The 18,831-nt window shown below is 57.5% G+C and carries 22 protein-coding genes; 9 read left to right on the forward strand and 13 right to left on the reverse strand.

Annotated features, from left to right (window positions below; all coding sequences use genetic code 11):
* The first annotated feature begins 3 nt into the window (after positions 1-3).
* Both ACTQ34_RS01930 and ACTQ34_RS01935 read left to right on the forward strand, forming a co-directional pair.
* Complete coding sequence (locus ACTQ34_RS01930) at positions 4-1,596, forward strand: MBOAT family O-acyltransferase (protein ID WP_441362244.1); 1,593 nt, start codon at positions 4-6, stop codon at positions 1,594-1,596.
* Positions 1,597-1,611: 15 nt separating this feature from the next.
* Positions 1,612-2,571 (forward strand): hypothetical protein, encoded by a 960-nt coding sequence (locus tag ACTQ34_RS01935; RefSeq protein WP_441362245.1) that lies wholly within the window; start codon positions 1,612-1,614, stop codon positions 2,569-2,571.
* Positions 2,572-2,631: 60 nt separating this feature from the next.
* On the opposite strand, the gene ACTQ34_RS01940 is transcribed toward ACTQ34_RS01935, so the two are convergent.
* The gene (locus ACTQ34_RS01940) at positions 2,632-3,393 is read right to left on the reverse strand and encodes a 4Fe-4S binding protein (RefSeq protein WP_441362246.1); all 762 of its coding nucleotides are present in this window, start codon (positions 3,391-3,393) and stop codon (positions 2,632-2,634) included.
* Between the two features lie 157 nt (positions 3,394-3,550).
* Between ACTQ34_RS01940 and ACTQ34_RS01945 the strand changes: the two genes are divergently transcribed.
* Positions 3,551-4,585: an alcohol dehydrogenase gene (locus tag ACTQ34_RS01945; RefSeq protein ID WP_441362247.1), complete on the forward strand. Its 1,035-nt coding sequence runs from the start codon at positions 3,551-3,553 to the stop codon at positions 4,583-4,585.
* Positions 4,586-4,665: 80 nt separating this feature from the next.
* Here the strand turns inward: ACTQ34_RS01945 and ACTQ34_RS01950 are convergent, their stop codons facing one another.
* The 11 genes from ACTQ34_RS01950 to yfmF all read right to left on the reverse strand — a co-directional run bounded on the left by ACTQ34_RS01950 (position 4,666) and on the right by yfmF (position 14,625).
* The gene (locus ACTQ34_RS01950) at positions 4,666-6,189 is read right to left on the reverse strand and encodes a 4Fe-4S dicluster domain-containing protein (protein WP_441362267.1); all 1,524 of its coding nucleotides are present in this window, start codon (positions 6,187-6,189) and stop codon (positions 4,666-4,668) included.
* A 198-nt stretch (positions 6,190-6,387) separates the two neighbouring features.
* Entirely contained in the window at positions 6,388-7,662 is a 1,275-nt protein-coding gene (gene obgE, locus ACTQ34_RS01955) for a GTPase ObgE (protein WP_441362248.1), read from the reverse strand.
* 77 nt (positions 7,663-7,739) lie between these two features.
* A complete protein-coding gene (rpmA, locus tag ACTQ34_RS01960; protein WP_031476960.1) occupies positions 7,740-8,018 on the reverse strand; it encodes a 50S ribosomal protein L27 in 279 nt (92 codons plus the stop codon).
* The gene (locus tag ACTQ34_RS01965) at positions 8,005-8,343 is read right to left on the reverse strand and encodes a ribosomal-processing cysteine protease Prp (RefSeq protein ID WP_441362249.1); all 339 of its coding nucleotides are present in this window, start codon (positions 8,341-8,343) and stop codon (positions 8,005-8,007) included. Before ACTQ34_RS01965 ends, rpmA begins: the two co-directional genes overlap by 14 nt.
* Positions 8,344-8,347: 4 nt before the next feature.
* Positions 8,348-8,659: a 50S ribosomal protein L21 gene (gene rplU / locus ACTQ34_RS01970; protein WP_297283272.1), complete on the reverse strand. Its 312-nt coding sequence runs from the start codon at positions 8,657-8,659 to the stop codon at positions 8,348-8,350.
* A gap of 157 nt (positions 8,660-8,816) precedes the next feature.
* Positions 8,817-9,419, reverse strand: coding sequence for a bZIP transcription factor (locus tag ACTQ34_RS01975; protein ID WP_441362250.1), 603 nt, complete (start codon positions 9,417-9,419; stop codon positions 8,817-8,819).
* 56 nt (positions 9,420-9,475) lie between these two features.
* Positions 9,476-10,153, reverse strand: coding sequence for a ribose-5-phosphate isomerase RpiA (gene rpiA / locus ACTQ34_RS01980; RefSeq protein WP_441362251.1), 678 nt, complete (start codon positions 10,151-10,153; stop codon positions 9,476-9,478).
* Positions 10,154-10,262: 109 nt separating this feature from the next.
* Positions 10,263-11,114, reverse strand: a complete 852-nt coding sequence (gene folD, locus ACTQ34_RS01985) for a bifunctional methylenetetrahydrofolate dehydrogenase/methenyltetrahydrofolate cyclohydrolase FolD (protein ID WP_441362252.1) — start codon at positions 11,112-11,114, stop codon at positions 10,263-10,265.
* 13 nt (positions 11,115-11,127) lie between these two features.
* On the reverse strand, positions 11,128-12,051 hold the full coding sequence (gene lgt / locus ACTQ34_RS01990) for a prolipoprotein diacylglyceryl transferase (RefSeq protein ID WP_441362253.1): 924 nt from the start codon (positions 12,049-12,051) through the stop codon (positions 11,128-11,130).
* Between the two features lie 31 nt (positions 12,052-12,082).
* Positions 12,083-13,345 carry an EF-P 5-aminopentanol modification-associated protein YfmH gene (gene yfmH, locus ACTQ34_RS01995; protein ID WP_441362254.1) on the reverse strand — a complete coding sequence of 421 codons (1,263 nt, stop codon included), beginning with the start codon at positions 13,343-13,345 and terminating at the stop codon, positions 12,083-12,085.
* Positions 13,342-14,625: an EF-P 5-aminopentanol modification-associated protein YfmF gene (gene yfmF / locus ACTQ34_RS02000; protein WP_441362255.1), complete on the reverse strand. Its 1,284-nt coding sequence runs from the start codon at positions 14,623-14,625 to the stop codon at positions 13,342-13,344. The genes yfmH and yfmF overlap by 4 nt, the downstream gene beginning before the upstream one ends.
* A gap of 196 nt (positions 14,626-14,821) precedes the next feature.
* Between yfmF and ylxM the strand changes: the two genes are divergently transcribed.
* The 6 genes from ylxM to trmD all read left to right on the forward strand — a co-directional run bounded on the left by ylxM (position 14,822) and on the right by trmD (position 18,469).
* Positions 14,822-15,193, forward strand: coding sequence for a YlxM family DNA-binding protein (gene ylxM, locus ACTQ34_RS02005; protein ID WP_441362256.1), 372 nt, complete (start codon positions 14,822-14,824; stop codon positions 15,191-15,193).
* A 1-nt stretch (position 15,194) separates the two neighbouring features.
* Positions 15,195-16,556: a signal recognition particle protein gene (ffh, locus tag ACTQ34_RS02010; RefSeq protein ID WP_441362257.1), complete on the forward strand. Its 1,362-nt coding sequence runs from the start codon at positions 15,195-15,197 to the stop codon at positions 16,554-16,556.
* A 65-nt stretch (positions 16,557-16,621) separates the two neighbouring features.
* Positions 16,622-16,864 (forward strand): 30S ribosomal protein S16, encoded by a 243-nt coding sequence (rpsP, locus tag ACTQ34_RS02015; protein ID WP_054327417.1) that lies wholly within the window; start codon positions 16,622-16,624, stop codon positions 16,862-16,864.
* 14 nt (positions 16,865-16,878) lie between these two features.
* The gene (locus tag ACTQ34_RS02020; RefSeq protein ID WP_031476974.1) at positions 16,879-17,109 is read left to right on the forward strand and encodes a KH domain-containing protein; all 231 of its coding nucleotides are present in this window, start codon (positions 16,879-16,881) and stop codon (positions 17,107-17,109) included.
* 122 nt (positions 17,110-17,231) lie between these two features.
* A complete protein-coding gene (rimM, locus tag ACTQ34_RS02025; protein ID WP_441362258.1) occupies positions 17,232-17,738 on the forward strand; it encodes a ribosome maturation factor RimM in 507 nt (168 codons plus the stop codon).
* The gene (gene trmD / locus ACTQ34_RS02030; RefSeq protein WP_441362259.1) at positions 17,735-18,469 is read left to right on the forward strand and encodes a tRNA (guanosine(37)-N1)-methyltransferase TrmD; all 735 of its coding nucleotides are present in this window, start codon (positions 17,735-17,737) and stop codon (positions 18,467-18,469) included. Before rimM ends, trmD begins: the two co-directional genes overlap by 4 nt.
* A 47-nt stretch (positions 18,470-18,516) precedes the next feature.
* Here trmD and ACTQ34_RS02035 read toward each other — a convergent pair.
* The coding region (locus tag ACTQ34_RS02035) for a transposase (protein ID WP_441362260.1) at positions 18,517-18,831 on the reverse strand (315 nt) is incomplete at its 5' end.

Consider the following 18,831-nt stretch of genomic DNA (forward strand, 5'->3'; position numbering starts at 1 on the left):
ACGATGACATCCTACTGCTCGCTGCTGTATCTGGCCGTTTTTCTGCCGGCGGCGGTCCTCGTTTACCGTATCCTGCCGCAGCGTCTGCGCTGGGTCGCACTTCTTGCGGCAAGCTATACGTTTTTCTGGTCGGTCAGCGGCAAGCTGTTGGTGTTTCTGCTGTTTTCCACCGTATCCATTCACCATTTCGGCCTTTGGCTGACCGCCGAGCAGCAGGACCGTGATCGCTGTCTTGCCGCTGCCGCCCCTGCCGAACGCAAAGCCATTCGGCAGCGCTTCACGCGGCGGCAGCGGCACATTCTCCTGTTTGCGTCGCTCCTGCATGTCGGCATCCTTATCACACTCAAATACGCTGTCTTTTTCAGCACAAATCTCAACGCATTGCTGCACGCGCTGCGTCTTCCGGTTTCTCTGCCCGTGCCCGCGTTTTTACTGCCCATCGGCATCTCATTTTATACTCTGCAGGCCCTTTCCTATCTGCTCGATGTCTACCGCGGCACGATCCGCGCCGACCGCAATCTGGCGCGCCTCGCACTCTTCCTCGGCTTTTTCCCGCAGATCATGGAAGGGCCAATCTGCCGCTATGGGCAGACCGCGCAGCAGCTCTGGGAAGGCCGCCCGGTCACCTGGCAGAACCTGACCTTTGGTATACAGCGCATTCTGTTCGGTCTGATTAAAAAAATCGTCATTGCCGACCGACTGAATCTGCTCATCAAAACCGTTTTCAATGATCACGCCACTTACAACGGCGGCATCATTGCGCTGGCGATGGTGTGTTACACCTGCCAGCTTTACATGGATTTCTCCGGCACGATGGATGTGGTCATCGGCAGCGCCGAGATTTTCGGTGTACGCCTGCCCGAAAACTTCCGTCAGCCGTTTTTCTCCCGCAGCATTTCCGAGTTCTGGATGCGCTGGCACATCACGCTGGGCACATGGTTCAAGGACTATGTGTTCTATCCGCTGTCCATGTCCGGCCCTCTGAAAAAGCTGACGGGCGCAGCGCGCCGCCGTCTTGGCAACCACTACGGTCCGCTGCTCTCCGGTTCGTTCGCGCTTGGCGTAGTCTGGCTGTGCAACGGCCTGTGGCACGGCGCAGGCTGGCACTACATCTTTTTCGGCCTGTATCACTTTGCGCTCATCCTTGCAGGAAGCCTGTTTGACCCGATTGCACAGCGCGTGACCAAATTTCTGCACATTGACCGCGCTTGTCTGCCCTACCGTATCATGCAGATTGTGCGCACCGCGCTGCTGGTCTGCGTGGGCGAACTGTTCTTCCGTGCAAACGGCCTGCGGACGGGACTGGCAATGTTCCGCACAATGGTTACCGATTTCTCGCTTGACTCTTTTTTCGACCGCAGCTTCCTGACGCTTGGCATGGACAAAATGGACTTTGTTATCGTTGCTGTTGCTGTCGGACTGGTGCTGCTGGTCGGCATCCTGCGAGAGCGCGGCGTCCCCCTTCGCGAGACGATCGCCCGCCGTCCGCTCGCACTGCGCTGGTCGATTTACTATGCCGCTTTCTTTTTCCTGGTCATTTTCGGCGCATACGGCGTCGGCTATGTGCCGGTTGATCCGATTTATGCCGCATTCTAAGGAGGTGTGTCCCACTTGAAAAAATATATTGCACTCTTTGTCAAAGGTGCCTGCTTTCTGACGCTGCTGTGCGCACTCATGCTGGCCGCCTCCTATCTGTTCATGCCCAAGAACAACCACAAAGCCTTCGGCGTGAACGATGCCGAAATGCTGGCCAGCGGCATACTGGGTGAGAAAGAAAACTCCATCGACGTGCTGGTTGTGGGCGACAGCGAGGCCTACAGCTCAATTTCCCCCATGCAGATGTGGGAAGAACGCGGTTTTCGCTCCTATCTGTGCAGCACTCCGGCCCAGCCGCTTTATGATTCCTATCGTTTCCTGCGGCAAGCGTTCGAACGGCAGAGCCCCTCGGTTGTTATACTGGAAACCAACGCAATCTTCCGTCCGTACAAGCTCAACGACTATCTGCTCTCCCGCGCGAAAAATCTATTTTCCGTACTTCGATATCATGACCGCTGGAAAGCGCTCAAGGTCAACGACTTCGGCCGTCCGGTGGAATACACCTGGACGGACGCCCTTAAAGGCTTCCGCTACAATTCCGCTGTCTCGGCCGCAAGCACCAAAAACTACATGGTGCCAACCGACGCATCCGCACCGATTCCCACGCTCAACGAATCCTGTTTGCAGGATATGCTTGCACTGTGCGAGGAAAAAAATGCCGAGCTGATTTTGGTCAGCACGCCGAGCACCATCAACTGGAATCAGGCGCGACACAACAGCATCGCGGCTTTCGCAAAGGAAAACAACCTGACTTATCTGGATTTGAACACCATGCCCAAAGAGGTTCCGATTGACTGGGCGCGCGACACACGCGACCGCGGCGACCATCTCAACTACGTCGGCGCGGTGAAAGTTACCACTTTCCTCGGCAAATACCTGCAGGAAACCTATTCGCTGCCCGATACGCGCGATGCCGCGCATGACAGCAGCTGGAATGATGCACTTAGCCGATACCGCAACATTGTGCGCGGTTAATCTCTCCCCCCCTACAGCAAAGGAGGCTGCACCCGATACGGAGCAGCCTCCTTTGCATTTTTACAAATAAAGTTCATTCTCCGGATGCTTGTGCACAAACGGCGCGAGCTTTTGTGCCAGCATATCCTGCACCTGTGCGGGCAGTGCACGCGCTTTCACCGGACAAACCGTCACACACCGCATGCAGGTGATGCACCGCGTCTTATCGGTCTGCGACGGATTCTCGAGCGGAATGGCCTGCGCAGGACAGACATTTGCACACTCTCCGCACTTCACGCAGGCGTCGCCGGCCATAGGCACGACCGGCATGCCGGCCCACTCCCGATACGGGCGGTTGCCCGGCACCTGCGGTGGATTTGCATCCCCCTTATCGAGTTTTTCCGCAATGCGTGCGCCGAATCCAGCCAGCTGCACCGCGTCCTGCGCATCCGGCCGACCGACTGCCAGCGTATGTGCGATTGAATGCTCGGCCAGCAGTGCCGTCCCTGCTGCAACACAGAATCCCTGTGCTTCCAGAAGGTCATCCAACTCAACCAGCGCATCTTCATAGGCTCGACCGCCGTAAACCGCTGCGGACACCGCGCGCGCACCGCCTCCGGTATAGTTCCGCAGACGCTCGACCATCAGTGCAGGCAGCCGACCGCCGTAAACCGGTCCCGCCACCAGCACCACATCCTGCGGCATGAAGGTTTTTTCCTGGGGCTGCGGCAGAGTCAGGTCAATTTCCTCCACCTGTGATGCAATCCGTCCCGCAAGCAGCATCGCGGCGCGCCGTGTGCCGCCTGTCGGGCTGAAATGCAGCACGGTAATCTTTTCCGGCATGTCCATCCTTCCTTTTCCGTTTGATTGCATTATTATACCACAGAAGCCGTATGATGTCAGCCGCACGTGTATTTCCTTTTGCCAAAAAGCGCCTGCATTTGACTTTATTCGCGCCGTGCTCTATAATAAATGCAATCGGAAAGGGGCGGAAAAAAGCATGCTTGCATACACCTATGTGGAACCGGGGCACTTTGCCCTGCTCGACAAACCCAAACCGGTTCTGCGCGATGTACGCGACGCCATTGTTCGTGTCACCCTCTCCAGCATCTGCACCAGTGACCTGCACATCAAACACGGCTCGGTACCGCGCGCCGTTCCCGGCATAACCGTCGGACACGAGATGGTGGGCGTGGTTGAGCAGGTCGGTGAGGCCGTGCAGACCGTCAAACCCGGTGACCGGGTCACGGTCAATGTGGAAACCTTTTGCGGACATTGCTTTTTCTGCCAGAACGGCTTTGTCAACAACTGCGAGGACCTGGACGGCGGCTGGGCGCTTGGCTGCCGCATCGATGGCGGACAGGCGGAATACGTCCGCGTACCCTATGCCGACCAAGGTCTGAACCGCATTCCCGACGGCGTGTCCGACCGACAGGCGCTGTTTACCGGCGATATTCTTGCGACCGGCTTCTGGGCCGCCCGTATTTCGGAAATTCGCCCAACTGATACCGTATTTATCATCGGCGCGGGGCCGACCGGCATCTGTACACTGCTCTGCACCATGCTGCACCGTCCGCGCCGCATCATCATGTGCGAAAGCGACCCCGTACGGCGGCGGTTTGTGCAGGAGCACTATCCCGACGTGCTGACCGTCTCGCCCGCACATGCGCTTGAGTTTGTACGGCACAACAGCGGACATGGCGGCGCGGATGTGGTGCTCGAAGTCGCGGGTACCGAGGACAGTTTCCGGCTGGCATGGGAATGCGCGCGCCCCAACGCCATAGTCACCATTGTTGCGCTGTATGAACGCCCGCAGGTGCTGCCGCTGCCTGATATGTATGGCAAAAACCTGACCTTCAAGACCGGCGGCGTGGACGGCTGCGACTGTGCCGAAATCCTCCGCCTCATCGCAGCGGGCGAGCTGGACACAACCCCGCTTATCACGCATATTTTCCCGCTTTCGGAAATTGATGCGGCCTACGCGCTGTTTGAAGCGCGGCGCGATGAGGTATGCAAAGTCGCTATCACAACCTGAATGCTTTTATCCAATAAAAAGAACCGCCAAATGGCGGTTCTTTTTTGCTCTGATGGGAAGGTGTGCCTTTCCGTGAAACATTAGTCGACGAGCTTGTCCAGTTCCTTGACATACTCGGTGCCGGTCGCAGTCCGGTGCTCTGCCTGCTTGGCGTACAGCCCGACCACGGCCGCCGACTTCTTGATTGCCTGCATGGTACCCGCACCGGCAACGCAGCCGCCCGGACAGGCCATGCCTTCCAGCAGGTAACCGTTGTACTTGCCGGCCTTAGCTGCCTGCAGCATCTTGCGGCACTCGCGCAGACCTTCGGCATTGACCACATTGATCTCGCGCTCCGGGTATTTCTCCTTAATGACGTTGACAACTGCCTGCGCCACGCCGCCCGAAACAGCAAAATTACGGCCGTCGGTGGAGGCGTCGTTAACGCCGTGCGGATCTTCAGGCAGGGACTCGAGATCGACATGACGTGCGTCGAAAATGCCGGTCATTTCTTCAAAGGTCAGTACGAAATCGACCTCGCTGCGCACGTCTTTCCGCATAGCCTCCAGCTTTTTCGCTGCGCACGGGCCGATAAAGGCGACCTTGGCATCCGGATGATGGTGCTTGATAAGGCGCGCGGTCAGCGTCATGGGCGTCAGCGCCATGGAGATGCACTCCGCCTGATCGGGGAACATCTTCTTTGCCATCACAGACCATGCCGGGCAGCAGGATGTGCCCATATACGGCAGCTTTTCCGGCACTTCCTTGACAAAGTCCTCCGCCTCCTGCGCTGCGCACAGGTCTGCACCGATGGCAACTTCCAGAATGTCGGCAAAGCCGAGCTGCTTCATCGCAGCGCGCAGCTTGCCCGGTGTCACCTTCGGACCAAACTGACCGACAAAGGCCGGCGCAACAGCTGCATATACGCGCTCGCCCGCCTGAATCGCGCGAATCATCTGGAAAATCTGAGATTTGTCCGCAATCGCGCCAAACGGGCAGTTGACCAGACACATGCCGCAGGAAACGCATTTTTCATAGTCGATATCCGCTTTGCCGTTCTTATCGCTGCGGATCGCATCCACACCGCAGGCTGCGGCGCACGGGCGCACCTGATGAATGATGGCGTGATACGAGCAAACGTCCACGCAGCGACCGCACTTGATGCATTTTTCCTGATCGATGTGCGAGCGGCCGTTATAGCGGTCGAGCGTGATGGCGCCCTTGGGGCAAACCTCTACACACGGATGTGCCAGACAGCCCTGACAGCCGTCGGTGACCATAATCTCATTTTCCTTGCATGCATTGCAGGCAAACTTGATGATATTCACCAGCGGCGGCGTATAATAAGTTTCCTCACGGGTCGCAGCTTCGATGTTGTCCGATACCGGCGAATGCTCCGCCGCGCTGCGGCAGGGCAAGCCCATCGCCAAGCGCAGGCGTTCGCCGACAATGGCGCGCTCGAGGAAAATATCGTTGCGGAAATTGCCGATTTCGCCCGGAATAATTTCATACGGGAGCGCTTCGATTCGCCTGTCCGTCGGCCACTCCGTGTGGTAAGCCATGCGGGCCACCTCGCGGAAAATGCGACGGCGGATCTCTTGAATGCGGGTCTCTACGCCTCTCATAATTTTCATATCCCCCTTGTATTCAAGTCGTTCGTTTGGATGCAGGGCGGTACGCCATCCCTTGACAGCGCATATCCATACCTATTATCAGGATACCGCAAAGCGGGAATCTTGTAAAGACATAAATTGTAGAAAATTTAACAATTTTCCGTATCCACTTTTTACGCATTCCGTTTTGCGGGCAAACCCGACAAGCCATCAATAAACGTACTCAAATTCCAGATCGCCGATGACGACAAAATCGCCCTCCTGCACGCCCATCTGCTCGAGTTTGTCATATACGCCCGCGCTCTTAAGCATGCGGTCCATATACTGGCGGGATTCGTAGTCGTCGATGTTGACCGAACCCATGATCTTGTCCACCCATGCACCCGAGACAACGTAATAATCGTCCACCTTTTCGACCGTCCAGTCGCGCTCGCCCGTGGTATCCTCGGGCGTTTCGACAAACTCCGGCTCATAGGTGAACACCGGCGGCAGCTGCTGCAGCTCGTTCCACGTCAGACGCATCAACTCCGCTACACCCTGATTGGTTGCCGCAGACAGCTCCGCGAACAGAAAGCCGTGCTCTTCCGCGTATTTCTTGAGCTTTTCGACCGGCTCACGGTCATCGCCCAGCAGGTCTACCTTGTTTGCCACGATAATCTGTGGGCGTGCGGCAAGAAATTCGCTGTAACCGGCCAGTTCCGCGTTGATTTTCTTGATGTCGTCGAGCGGATCACGCCCCTCGCTGCCCGCCGCATCCACCAGATGCAGCAGCAGGCGGCAGCGGTCAATATGGCGCAAAAAGTCATGCCCCAGACCCGCACCCTCGGCCGCACCCTCAATGATGCCGGGGATATCGGCCATGACAAAGCTCTGCTCTTCTCCGACCGACACCACACCCAGATTGGGAACCAGCGTGGTGAAGTGGTAGTTTGCGATCTTGGGGCGCGCGGCGGAAACCATGCTCAAAAGCGTCGATTTGCCGACATTCGGGAAGCCAACCAGACCCACATCCGCGAGCAGCTTGAGTTCCAGGATAATATCGCGCTCGACGCCCGGCTGGCCGGGCTTGGCAAAGCGCGGCGCCTGACGGGTCGGGGTGGCAAAGTGCGTGTTGCCCCAGCCGCCGTTGCCGCCCTTGGCCGCGACGAACGGCTCGTCATCCGACAGATCCTTGATAACCTGACCGGTTTTCTGGTCGCGGATGATGGTGCCGCGCGGCACGCGGATAATCAAATCCGCGCCGTCCTTACCCTTGCAGCGCTTGCTGCCGCCGTTTTCACCCGCGCCGGCAACATATTTCTTCTTATAGCGGAAATCAAGCAGTGTGGACAGATTATCGTCCACCTTGAAAATGACGGAGCCGCCGCGGCCGCCGTCGCCGCCGTCCGGTCCGCCGGACGCGACATACTTCTCGCGGTGAAAGCCGACCTTGCCGTCGCCACCCTTGCCGGACACGATTTTAATTTTGGCAATATCAATAAACACAGGGAAGTCCTCCTTTCATGTGGTTGTTAAAACAAAATCCCAGACAACCGTCTGGGATTTTGTCTATACTCAATTGTTTACTGCGGGTAAACGGAAACCTGCTTGCGGTCCTTGCCCAGGCGCTCGAAACGAACAACGCCCTCAACCTTTGCAAACAGAGTGTCGTCCTTGCCGCGGCCCACGTTCAGACCCGGATGGATCTTCGTGCCGCGCTGACGGACGAGAATGTTGCCCGCCGGAACGGTCTGGCCGTCCGCGCGCTTAACGCCAAGGCGCTTTGCCTCGGAGTCACGACCGTTCTTGGTCGAACCTACGCCCTTTTTATGAGCGAAAAACTGTAAGCTAATCTTCAGCATCTGTGTGCACCTCCATTACGCTCAAAAATTCCGAATAATTCTGTTCCAGCTCGGTAAAATGCAGCCAGAGCGCTCGAAGCGCGTCCTGTCCGCGTTCCATCCCCGCGCCTTCGGGCAGGGTGATGCGGATATGCGCGCCGTCATCCTCAATCAACGTATCGACCGGGATGCGCTGTACGTCAAACAGCAAAGCATGGGTCAGCATGACCGCGCTGGAAATCGCCGCGCAAACGATGTCCTCCCCCTCGTCCGCGTAGCCCGCGTGACCGAGGATGTCCACCGAAAGGAGTTTGTCCCCCCGCGACGAAAATGTGACCTTCGTCACAGCCTTACGCCTTGATGGACGCGATGGTCACCTTGGTGTACGGCTGGCGATGGCCCTGACGCTTGCGGTAACCCTTCTTGGGCTTCATCTTGAAGATGTTGATCTTCTTGCCCTTGCCGGTCTTCTCAACCGTACCGGTTACAGCGGCGCCGGAAACGTAAGGAGCGCCGACGGTCAGCGAGTCGCCCTCGCCTACAGCCAGAACCTCGTCAAACGTAACGGTCGCGCCGTCCTCTACGCCGAGCTTCTCCACGTAGATCACGTCGCCCTCAGATACCTTGTACTGCTTGCCGCCAGTTTTCAAAATGGCATACATGTTGGTTTTCCCTCTCTTTCGTTGTAGAGTCACGCTTGGCACGGCGGCGACCGGGATTCGGGCGCACTTAACAGAAGCCAATGCACAATGCGGCTTTTAGTAGCATAACACAAGCGGCAGGACCATGTCAAGTCCTGCCGCGCGTTTTTTTGTAATTTTATGCGAAGAAACTCGCCACAAAGGCGTACATTCCGCTCGGTACCGTCGTTGCGCTGCCGGTAGCGGCGCGGTCCATGCTGACAAAGCCTTTATCGCCCTCCGCCAGACCGATAACCCGGTCCGGGAACAGCACCCAGCAGGTGCAGGCAGGCGCATCGCCTTCTACAACAGAATACCCCTCCGCATTGTCGCGATAAGCAGTCAGCTTATCCTGCAGATAGCCGGTGGGCACGCTCAGATACTGATACTGCGATCCGGTGCTGCGCACCACATACACGCCCTCGGTCAGCTGCGGGATGAGGGCGGTCAAATCATCAGTCTGTGCCGTGGTTGGGTCAGGCAAAGCAGCCGTCAGCCCCGCCAGCATGGTCTGATTGTCCTGTGTCAGGGTATTGACCTGCTCGGACAGGCTGGCTTTTTCTCCATTGAGCGTTTCCACCTGCTTGTTCAGCTCATCAATTTTGCCGCCGCGCGACAAAAACAGAATGAAAAACAGCAATGCCAGCAGGAAAAACGCCAAAACAGCAATGCAAAGCAGCATGCGGTAATTCAGCTTCATCGGCTTTGCAGATGAGCGGCGGCGTGCCGGCGTCCGCTCCATGGGAGTACCTCCAATTCGGTCTCCAATCCGGTGTCCGGATGCTCGTCTATCGCCCATCACTTTGCGGGGTTCTCGATGACCTTGACCTCGCCCGAAGCGCAGCCAACAATCATCCGTTTGCACATGTTGAGGAACAGGCCGTGCTCCAGCACGCCCACGATGCCGCTGATTTTCTCGCGGACATCCTCGATATCAAAGCCCGCGCCCAGGTGCAGGTCGGCAATGAAGTTGCCGTTATCGGTGACGAAGGTCTTGCCGTCGCGCACGCGCAGCACCGGATGAAAGCCGTACTCCTCCATCTTGGCCATCGCCTGCTTGGAGCCGTACTGCGCAATCTCAACCGGCAGGTGGAATGCGCCGATTTTGTCAACCAGCTTGCTTTCGTCCATAATCCAAATGACTTCCTTGGCGAGCGTTGCCACAACCTTCTCGCGGTACAGCGCTCCGCCGCCGCCCTTAATGGCGTTAAACTGCGGGTCGATCTCATCCACGCCGTCAATATCCAGATCGACATGATCGACCTCATCGATCGTCAGCAGCGGGATACCCAGTTCGCGCGCCTGCGCTTCCGTAGCCTTGGAGGTCGGAATTGCCTGAATTTTGAGACCGTTCTTGACCATCTCGCCCACTGCGTTCACCATATGATACGCGGTCGATCCGGTGCCCAAACCGACGACCATGCCGTCCTTTACGTACTCCGCGGCTTTGTCGCCCGCCAGTTTTTTCATATCCATTGTTTTTCCTCCCTGCCATCCGCGCCGATTCTCCCCGGCCGCCTTATTATCTTTATTATAAGATGATTGGCAAAAAAGGTCAATGATTTCCACGCAAAAGCAGCGCGGTTTATGCGCGGTTTTGCAGTTTGGCGGCCTTGAGTGTGTTTTTCATCAGCATAGTGATGGTCATGGGGCCTGCGCCGCCCGGAACCGGCGTCATGTACGATGCCTTTTCGGCCACGGCGGGGTCCACGTCGCCGCAGACCTTGCCTTCGGCATTGCGGTTGATGCCCACGTCAATCACAACCGCGCCATCCTTGGCCATATCGGGCGTAATAAAGCCTGCCTTGCCCACTGCCGCAACCAGAATATCCGCGCGGCGGCAGACCTCATCGAGGTGCTGCGTACGGCTGTGGCAAATGGTGACCGTGCCGTGACGGTGCAGCAGCAGCATGCTCATCGGCTTTCCGACGATATTCGACCGTCCGACGATGACGCATTCCTTGCCCTTGGGGTCAATCTGATATTCGTCGAGCAGCTCCATGACGCCTGCGGGCGTGCACGGCACAAAGTCGAAGTTTCCGGTCATGATCTTACCGACGTTGACCGGATGAAACGCATCCACATCTTTTTTCGGGTCGATGGCGTCGATGACCGCCTGCTCGGAGATGTGCTTCGGTACCGGCATCTGGCACAGAATGCCTGAAATCTGCGGGCTTTCATTGAGCTGTGCAATCAAGCCAAGCAGTTCCTCCTGTGTTGTTTCTTCAGGCAGCGCATATTTTTCGCTGTAAAAGCCGCACTCCGCGCACGCTTTTTCCTTGTTGCGGACATAGATTTCGCTGGCCGGGTCATTGCCCACGATGATAACCGCAAGACCGGGCGTGATGCCCTGCTTTTTCAGTTCTTCGGTTTCCTCCAGAATGCTGCCGCGCACCTTGGCCGACAACGCCTTACCGTCCATTCTCACTGCACTCATACTGTGTTCCCCCTTAGTTTTCTGTCTGTTTTTCCGATTCAGTTGTCACGGGTTGTGCGTTATCCACACTTTTTCCCGTCGTTTCCGCTGTTTTTTCCTCTGCTGCGTCGGATGCTGCCTGCTCCGGTTCTGCCGCAGGCGGCACATAGAATGCCTTAGCGACCTTCAAGCGATTATACTTACGAACCAGCAGCGCGATTGCCACGATGCAGCTGATTGCCGCGAGTACCTGCGAAACACGCAGCGTGCCGATATACAGGCTGTCCGTGCGCAGGCCTTCGATCCACGCACGGCCAAGACCGTACCACGCGACGTACAGCAGTGCCATCTCGCCTGGGAATTTGCGCTTTTTCGAGTAGAAATGCAGCGCAACAAACCCCACCAGATTCCAGAGCGATTCGTACAAAAAGGTCGGATGCACCGCCGCTGCGCCGTCAATCGACATGCCCCAAGGCAGGTCGGTTGGGCCGCCGTGCGCTTCGCCGTTGACGAAATTGCCCCAGCGTCCGATACACTGGCCAATGAGCAGGCCGAAGGCCGCCAAATCGCACAAGCTTGCAAACGAAAGTTTCTTGACGCGGCTGTATACATACAGCGCGATTACCACACCGATCACCGCACCGTAAATGGCGATACCGCCATTCCAAACCGCGATGATTTCATTCGGATGCTGGCTGTAGTACTCCCATTCAAACGCTACATAATAGATGCGTGCACAGATGATGCCAACCGGCACACAGATAATCAGGCAATCCATCAGATTGTCCGAGGTGCAGCCAAATTCCTTGACGCGCGCGTTTACATACAGCGCCGCCAGCACAAAGCCGATGCAAATAATGATGCCGTACCAGTAGATATCCTTACCGAATACGTTCGCGGCGACACGGTTAATCTGAAAATCCAGTCCGAGCGCCGGGAAAGAGATTGCATGTTCCATGATGTTTGCTTCCTTTGCTGTCAATAATGAGTTATCCGGGCAAAACGACCGACAGACTCGACCGGTCGCGCTGCGCCCATCGTGCAAATACCGCCTGCACATCCTCAGGTGCGATGGTGTCGAACAGCGCGGCAAAATCTGCGTAGTGTTCGCCCGCGAACAAGGCCGTTGCCTCCTGCCGTGCATAGGCCTCCGGCACGTCCAGCACGCGCAGACGCAGACCGTAAAGCGCCTTTTTCATGCGGTCAAACAGCGGCTTTTCCACACCTTCGCGTGCCAATCGCGCAACTTCCTGCTCAATTGCCGCACGCGCAGCCTCCGGGTCTCGGCTCTCGCCGCCCAGCAGCGCCATTGCGCCCTCCGGAATCAGCGTATAATCCGTATCGAAATCGCGGCTAATCAAGCGTTTTTCATACAACTCGGCATACAGCGGCGCAGTGTCGCCGCATAGGATGCGCACCGCCAGCTCGCCCAGCAGCGAACGGCGCAAGCGGCTTTCGCCCACCTCCAGCGGCGTATCCTTAAAGCCCAGCATAAACTGCGGCCGCGACACCGGCATCCGCCGCGTGACCGTCAGCTCGCTGACCGCCTCACGGCGCTCACCGTAATGCCGCTCCCCAATTTCGGGCGCGTCGGCAGGTGAGTACTGCGCCGCCATGCGGCAGACCTCGTCAAAATCTGCTGTGCCACAGACGATAAGCGCCATGTTTTTCGGACTGTAAAACGCACGGTGGCAGGTATACAGCACCTCGGGCGTGATACGCGCGATGCTCTCCACGCTGCCCGCAATGGGCACGCGCACCGGATGATTGCGGTACAGTCCTTCGAGCACGCCGCAAAACAACTGCCAGCCGGGCGTGTCATCCATCATGCCGATTTCCTGCCCGATGATGCCGCGCTCCTTGGCGACATTTTCCTCGGTGAAATACGGCGTAAACACAAATTTCAGCAGAATTTCGAGATTTTCCTCAAACCGCTCGGTACAGGAAAAGTGGTAGGCCGTCATCGTGTGGCTGGTGAAAGCGTTGGGGCTGGCCCCCGTGCGCGCAAACTTTTGCAGCGCGTTGCCGTCCTCATCCTCAAACATTTTGTGCTCGAGAAAATGCGCCACGCCTGCCGGCGTGTCATAACGCGTCCCCTCAAATGTGAAGGATGCATCGACCGAGCCGAAGTTGGTTGCGAGTATCGCAAACGTCTTGCCGAAGCCCTCCTTGGGCAGGTAGCACACACGCAGGCCGTTTTCCAGCGTGCGCTCCTCTGCGCGCTCGCGCAGGGCGGTCCAAACCTTGCTCATTGCGCCGCCCCCTTCATAAAGTATACTGTGTCGAGCGAAGTCGCCTGCGCCGCGGCGACAACACGCGCGCGGTCGACGGTCTCGACCTGTGTGATGCGCTCTTCGGGCGACGTAAGCGTACCCGCGGCGGCCTGTCCCATCCAGTACCGCTCAAGCGTCAGCGGGTCGTCCAGCATGGCGCGCCAGCCGCCGGACAGCGTGCGGCGTGCGCTGTCGATTTCCGCGTCCGTGATATCCCCTTCGCAGCAAGCGTCCAGCTGCCGCAGGATTTCATCCCGCGCGACCGTAAATTTCTCATTTTCAATGCCGGAATTGACCAGCATCAACCCCTTGGACGCAACAAACTGCGCGCTCGCATAATAGCAGAGCGACTGCTTTTCGCGCACGTTCAAAAACAGCTTGGAGCTGGTCGACCCGCCATACAGCGTTTGAAACATCCAGTAGGCCGCCGCATCTCCACCGGTCAGGCTTGCCCCGCCTGTGCGGAAGCCGAGCGACAGCTTGCCCTGTGTGACCGTCTCTTCCTCTATAATTTCGCGCGCCGCGCCTTTAGGCTGTGCCAGCACTTGGGTCGGCGGCAGCGTGCCCGCACCGGTCCGCGCCTGCGCCAGCGGCGTTTGTGCGAACATACCTTCCACCGCTTCCGGTGCAAGCGGACCGCAGTAAAACAGTTCGAGCTGCGCCTCGTCCAGCGCCCGGCGGTAGGCCGCGTACAGCTTTTTCTCGGTGATTTTCTCGGCCTGCTCCTTTGTGCCATACACCGGTTGGCCGTATGCCTCGTCCGCACACATCAGCTGCGTCAGGCGCAGCGGCGCCCATGCGCGCGGGTCGTTTTTCTGCGCCGCGATGCGGTCAATTAGATTTTCGCGTTCGCCCGCCGTATAATCCGGGCAGAACACGCCGTCCTGCGTGTACGGGTCGCACAGCAGCTCAGCCAGCAGGCGAATCACGCCCGCGGTCAGGCCGTCCGCGCCCGGCGCGCAGCTTTCGTCAATACAGTCGGACAAAAAGCCCACCGCCAAATGTTCGCCTTCCTTGCGCACCACCGCTTCGATGCGCGCGCCGTACAGGTCATCCAGCTCCGCGCCGATGACACGCAGGTCAGGCAGACGGCGAGTGCCGCGCCGCAGCACATGCGGCAGGCAGGCGCGCAGCGCCGCGTCCGGTCCGCCCAGCGGCAGCAGCAGCACCGCACGCAAAACCGCACGCTTGAATTTCGGCGTGGTCACACAGGTGAGATTCACCCCGATCACCAGCTTTTTCCGCGTCACTTGTTGCATGATTTCCCTCATTTCCGGAAAAATTTTTCCATGGGCATTATTATAGCATCATTGGGGGTGTGAAGCAAACGTAGATTATGTGAACAAAATTCGTGTTCTCCTCTATTTTTCCCTTGACACCGCGCCAAATATACGGTAGAATAATCACGTTCGATGTAAAGGCGAAACACTTTACACTATTCAGGGAGGCCCGCCGATGAAAGGCAAACCGCTCGAAATGAGCCTGCTGTTCGACTTTTACGGCGAGACGCTCACGGAAAAACAGCGCGAGCTGTTCGACCTGTATTATAATGAAGACCTTTCGCTGGCCGAAATTGCCGAGCACGCAGGCATCACCCGTCAGGGGGTGCGCGACAGCATCAAGCGCGCGGAACACGCGCTGCGCGAGATGGAGGAAAAGCTCGGTCTGGTCGCACGCTACGGCGGCACCGAACGGTGCGCGGAAGAGCTCTCCCGTCAGGTCGCATTGCTTTCCGCGCTCAACGCCGACAAACTGCACAGCCGCGAAGCGGAGGACATTCTCTCCCGCATGGCGGCGCTGCTCGAACAGCTCAGGCAGGAGGCTTAACATGGCATTTGAAGGCCTTACCGAAAAAATTTCATCCGCATTCAAGCACCTGCGCAGCAAAGGACGGCTGACTGAGGCCGACATTAAAGAAGCGATGCGTGAAATCCGCATGGCGCTTCTGGAAGCCGATGTCAACTTCAAGGTTGCCAAGGACTTCATCAAGGCGGTCACCGAAAAAGCGACCGACGCGGAAATCCTCGAAAGCCTGTCCCCCACCCAGCAGGTCATCAAAATTGTAAATGAAGAACTGATTGCGCTTTTGGGCGGCCAGACCACCCGTCTGACCATCTCGCCCAACCCGCCCACCATCGTCATGATGGCAGGACTTCAAGGCGCGGGCAAGACCACCAACTGCGCCAAGCTCGCCGCGCTTCTGCGCAAGCAGCAGCAGCGGCGTCCGCTGCTCGTCGCGTGTGACGTCTATCGCCCCGCGGCAATCGACCAGTTAAAGGTGGTCGGCAAGCAGCTGGATATCCCGGTATTCGACGAAGGGCAGGGTGACCCGGTCGAGATTGCAAAGCACGGCGTGGATTATGCCCGCCGCAACGGCTTTGATTTGGTGTTCCTCGACACCGCAGGCCGTCTGCATATCGACGAAAAGCTGATGGACGAGCTGAAAACCATCAAAGCAGAGGTCAAACCCACCGAAATCATTTTGGTTGTCGACGCAATGACCGGTCAGGACGCGGTTACCGTCGCGCAGACCTTTGACGAGGCGCTCGGTATTGACGGCGTGTTGATGAGCAAGATGGACGGCGACGCCCGCGGCGGCGCGGCCCTCTCGGTCAAGGCGGTCACCGGCAAGCCGATTAAATTTATCGGTACGGGCGAAAAGCTCGGTGATATCGAGCCGTTCCATCCCGACCGTATGGCTTCCCGCATTCTCGGCATGGGCGACGTGCTGACGCTGATTGAAAAAGCGCAGGAGTCCTTCGACCAGAAGCAGGCCGCCGAAACCGCAAAGAAAATGATGGCCGGCAAGCTGACGCTGACCGACTTTTACGATCAATTACAACAGATGAAAAACATGGGCTCGATGGAGGAAATGCTCGGCATGCTGCCGGGTATCGACGCAAAAGCCCTCGCCGGTGCCAAAATCGACGAAAAGCAGATGGCGCACACCGAAGCCATCATCCAATCCATGACCCCCAAGGAGCGGGATAACCCCTCCATCATTAATTTCTCGCGCAAAAAGCGCATCGCGGCGGGTTGCGGCCTGTCGGTCGAGCAGGTCAACAAGTTGCTTAAGCAGTTTGAGGCTATGCAGAAGATGACTAAGCAGCTTTCCGGCCTTGCCCGCGGCGGCAAGGGCAAAAAGCGCCGCGGTTTTCCCGGTCTCGGCGGTCTCAAGCTGCCGTTCTGACCCCCGTTTGTTTGTAAAGAAATTTACAATAGATCAATTTCTATTTCAGAGGAGGTGAATCATCCATGGTAAAGATCAGACTGCGCCGTCTGGGCGCGAAGAAGGCTCCGTTCTACCGCATCGTTGTCGCTGATTCCCGTTACCCGCGTGACGGCCGCTTCATCGAGGAGATCGGCACCTATAACCCGCTGACCGATCCGGCTACCGTCAATGTTGACGCTGACCGTGCTCAGGAGTGGATCAAGAAGGGCGCTCAGCCGACCGATACGGTCCGCGGCATCCTGAAGAAGGCCGGTGTGCTGAATTGAGTGAGGCTAACGAAATGAAAGAGTTATTGACCTATATTGTCAAAAATCTGGTTTCCGAGCCGGATGCGATTGCCATCACCGAGGAGATCGACGGCGATAATGTCACCTTTTCCCTGCGCGTAGCGCCTGGGGACATGGGCCGCGTCATCGGTCGTCACGGCCGCATCGCAAAGGAAATCCGCACACTCATGAAAGCGGCAGGCAATCGCGAAAACAAGCGTGTAACAGTCGATATTCTCGACTGAATCGACGGAAATCCGATTTCCGACGAATAACGCCGTATAAAAATCGCCGCAGCGCGGCGATTTTTTTGTTATCTGCGCGCATTTTTGCGCGCCATTCCCCCAACGAAAGCGGAGGAGGCAACATGCCCAAACAATTTTTAGAGGCCGGAAAAATCGTCGGCACGCACGGCGTGCGCGGCGACTTGAAGGTGCAGAGCTGGTGCGACAGCCCAGAGGTGCTCTGCGACTTCGACACCCTGTATCTGGACGAGAATACGCCGGTGACGGTGGAAAAGGCACAGGTGCACAAAAACGTCGTGCTGATGCATCTCAAAGGCATCGATACGGTTGAGGCCGCCGAATCCCTGCGCGGCCGCGTGCTGCATCTTGATCGGGAGGACGTGGATCTGCCGGATGATTTGGTGTTCATTCAGGATATTCTCGGCTTTACCGTACACGATCGCCGTACGAATCACGATGTCGGCAAGCTGCGCGATGTGCTGACCACCAATCCGGCGCACGATATGTACGAGATCAAGACTGCCGAGGGCCGGCTGGTCTATGTGCCGGCTGCAAAACCCTTTTTACAGGAGATTGACATGCAGGCAGGCGTAATTTATATCGAAAGCATCGAGGGATTGCTGGAATGAAGATCGATATCATGACGCTGTTTCCCGAAATGATCAACGCGGTCATGCGGGAGAGCATCATCGGCCGCGCGCAGGAAAAGGGGCTGGTCGAGGTGCGCGCGACCAACATTCGCGATTATGCGCTCGACAAGCATCACAAGGCGGACGACGCGCCCTACGGCGGCGGCCGCGGTCAGGTCATGCTGGCCGAGCCGCTCTTTCTGTGCCACGAAGCGCTGTGTGCGGGCGAACATGTGCACACGGTGTTCCTGTCTGCGCAGGGACGGCCGTTTAACCAGCAAAAAGCGCGCGAACTGCTTGCACACGAACACTTTATTCTGGTCTGCGGGCATTACGAAGGCATTGACCAGCGATTTATTGACGCCTGCGTGGATGAGGAAATCTCGATCGGTGACTTTGTGCTGACCGGCGGCGAAATCCCCGCGATGGCGGTCGCGGACGCGGTGTGCCGCATGGTGCCGGGCGTACTGCCTGACGAAGAGGCGTTCACCGCCGAAAGCCACTGGGACGGACTGCTCGAGCATCCGCAGTATACCCGTCCGGAGGTCTGGCGCGGCCGCGCAGTGCCCGAGGTACTGCTCTCCGGTCATCACGCCAACATCGAGGCATGGCGACGCGAAATGAGCCTGCGCCGCACCAAGACTGACCGCCCCGACCTGTACGCGCAGTTTGTGCCACGCGATAAGCAGGACAAAAAAATTCTCGATAAAATTGAAAAGCCGGACGGCTGAATGAAGTGACCCCCAAAAGTTAGACAATATTTGAAAGCAAAAATTGTTTAAGCAGCCGAAAGGGCTTGTTGTCTGTGAATTGCAGGCGGCAAGCCCTTTAGCTTTGCCTTGATGCGGCGGTTATTGTAGTAGTCCAGATAATCCAACAGTTCCAGCTTGAAGTGTTCCATAGATTCGAATTTCTGGAGGTGCAGGAGCTCACTCTTGAGTAGACCAAAGAAATTTTCCATCACAGCATTATCCAGACAATTCCCTTTGCGGCTCATGCTTTGACGAATGCCCTTGCGCTTTAACATCTGCTGATACCGTTTGTGCTGGTATTGCCACCCCTGGTCTGAGTGGAGAATCAGATCCATCCCGTC

Origin of the sequence: Agathobaculum sp. LCP25S3_E8 (assembly GCF_052117165.1) — a bacterium.
In the GTDB taxonomy this organism is placed as follows: domain Bacteria; phylum Bacillota; class Clostridia; order Oscillospirales; family Butyricicoccaceae; genus Agathobaculum.

Bases quoted from the DNA above. Each gene is read 5' to 3' on its own strand.
- ACTQ34_RS01950 (WP_441362267.1), bottom strand. From the start codon at position 6,189: ATGAGAGGCGTAGAGACCCGCATTCAAGAGATCCGCCGTCGCATTTTC.
- ACTQ34_RS01940 (WP_441362246.1), bottom strand. From the start codon at position 3,393: ATGCCGGAAAAGATTACCGTGCTGCATTTCAGCCCGACAGGCGGCACA.
- ACTQ34_RS01945 (WP_441362247.1), top strand. From the start codon at position 3,551: ATGCTTGCATACACCTATGTGGAACCGGGGCACTTTGCCCTGCTCGAC.
- rimM (WP_441362258.1), top strand. From the start codon at position 17,232: ATGCCCAAACAATTTTTAGAGGCCGGAAAAATCGTCGGCACGCACGGC.
- folD (WP_441362252.1), bottom strand. From the start codon at position 11,114: ATGAGTGCAGTGAGAATGGACGGTAAGGCGTTGTCGGCCAAGGTGCGC.
- rpsP (WP_054327417.1), top strand. From the start codon at position 16,622: ATGGTAAAGATCAGACTGCGCCGTCTGGGCGCGAAGAAGGCTCCGTTC.
- lgt (WP_441362253.1), bottom strand. From the start codon at position 12,051: ATGGAACATGCAATCTCTTTCCCGGCGCTCGGACTGGATTTTCAGATT.
- ACTQ34_RS01930 (WP_441362244.1), top strand. From the start codon at position 4: ATGACATCCTACTGCTCGCTGCTGTATCTGGCCGTTTTTCTGCCGGCG.
- ACTQ34_RS01975 (WP_441362250.1), bottom strand. From the start codon at position 9,419: ATGGAGCGGACGCCGGCACGCCGCCGCTCATCTGCAAAGCCGATGAAG.
- ACTQ34_RS02020 (WP_031476974.1), top strand. From the start codon at position 16,879: ATGAAAGAGTTATTGACCTATATTGTCAAAAATCTGGTTTCCGAGCCG.
- ylxM (WP_441362256.1), top strand. From the start codon at position 14,822: ATGAAAGGCAAACCGCTCGAAATGAGCCTGCTGTTCGACTTTTACGGC.
- rplU (WP_297283272.1), bottom strand. From the start codon at position 8,659: ATGTATGCCATTTTGAAAACTGGCGGCAAGCAGTACAAGGTATCTGAG.
- ffh (WP_441362257.1), top strand. From the start codon at position 15,195: ATGGCATTTGAAGGCCTTACCGAAAAAATTTCATCCGCATTCAAGCAC.
- rpiA (WP_441362251.1), bottom strand. From the start codon at position 10,153: ATGGATATGAAAAAACTGGCGGGCGACAAAGCCGCGGAGTACGTAAAG.
- rpmA (WP_031476960.1), bottom strand. From the start codon at position 8,018: ATGCTGAAGATTAGCTTACAGTTTTTCGCTCATAAAAAGGGCGTAGGT.
- yfmH (WP_441362254.1), bottom strand. From the start codon at position 13,345: ATGAGCAAGGTTTGGACCGCCCTGCGCGAGCGCGCAGAGGAGCGCACG.
- trmD (WP_441362259.1), top strand. From the start codon at position 17,735: ATGAAGATCGATATCATGACGCTGTTTCCCGAAATGATCAACGCGGTC.
- yfmF (WP_441362255.1), bottom strand. From the start codon at position 14,625: ATGCAACAAGTGACGCGGAAAAAGCTGGTGATCGGGGTGAATCTCACC.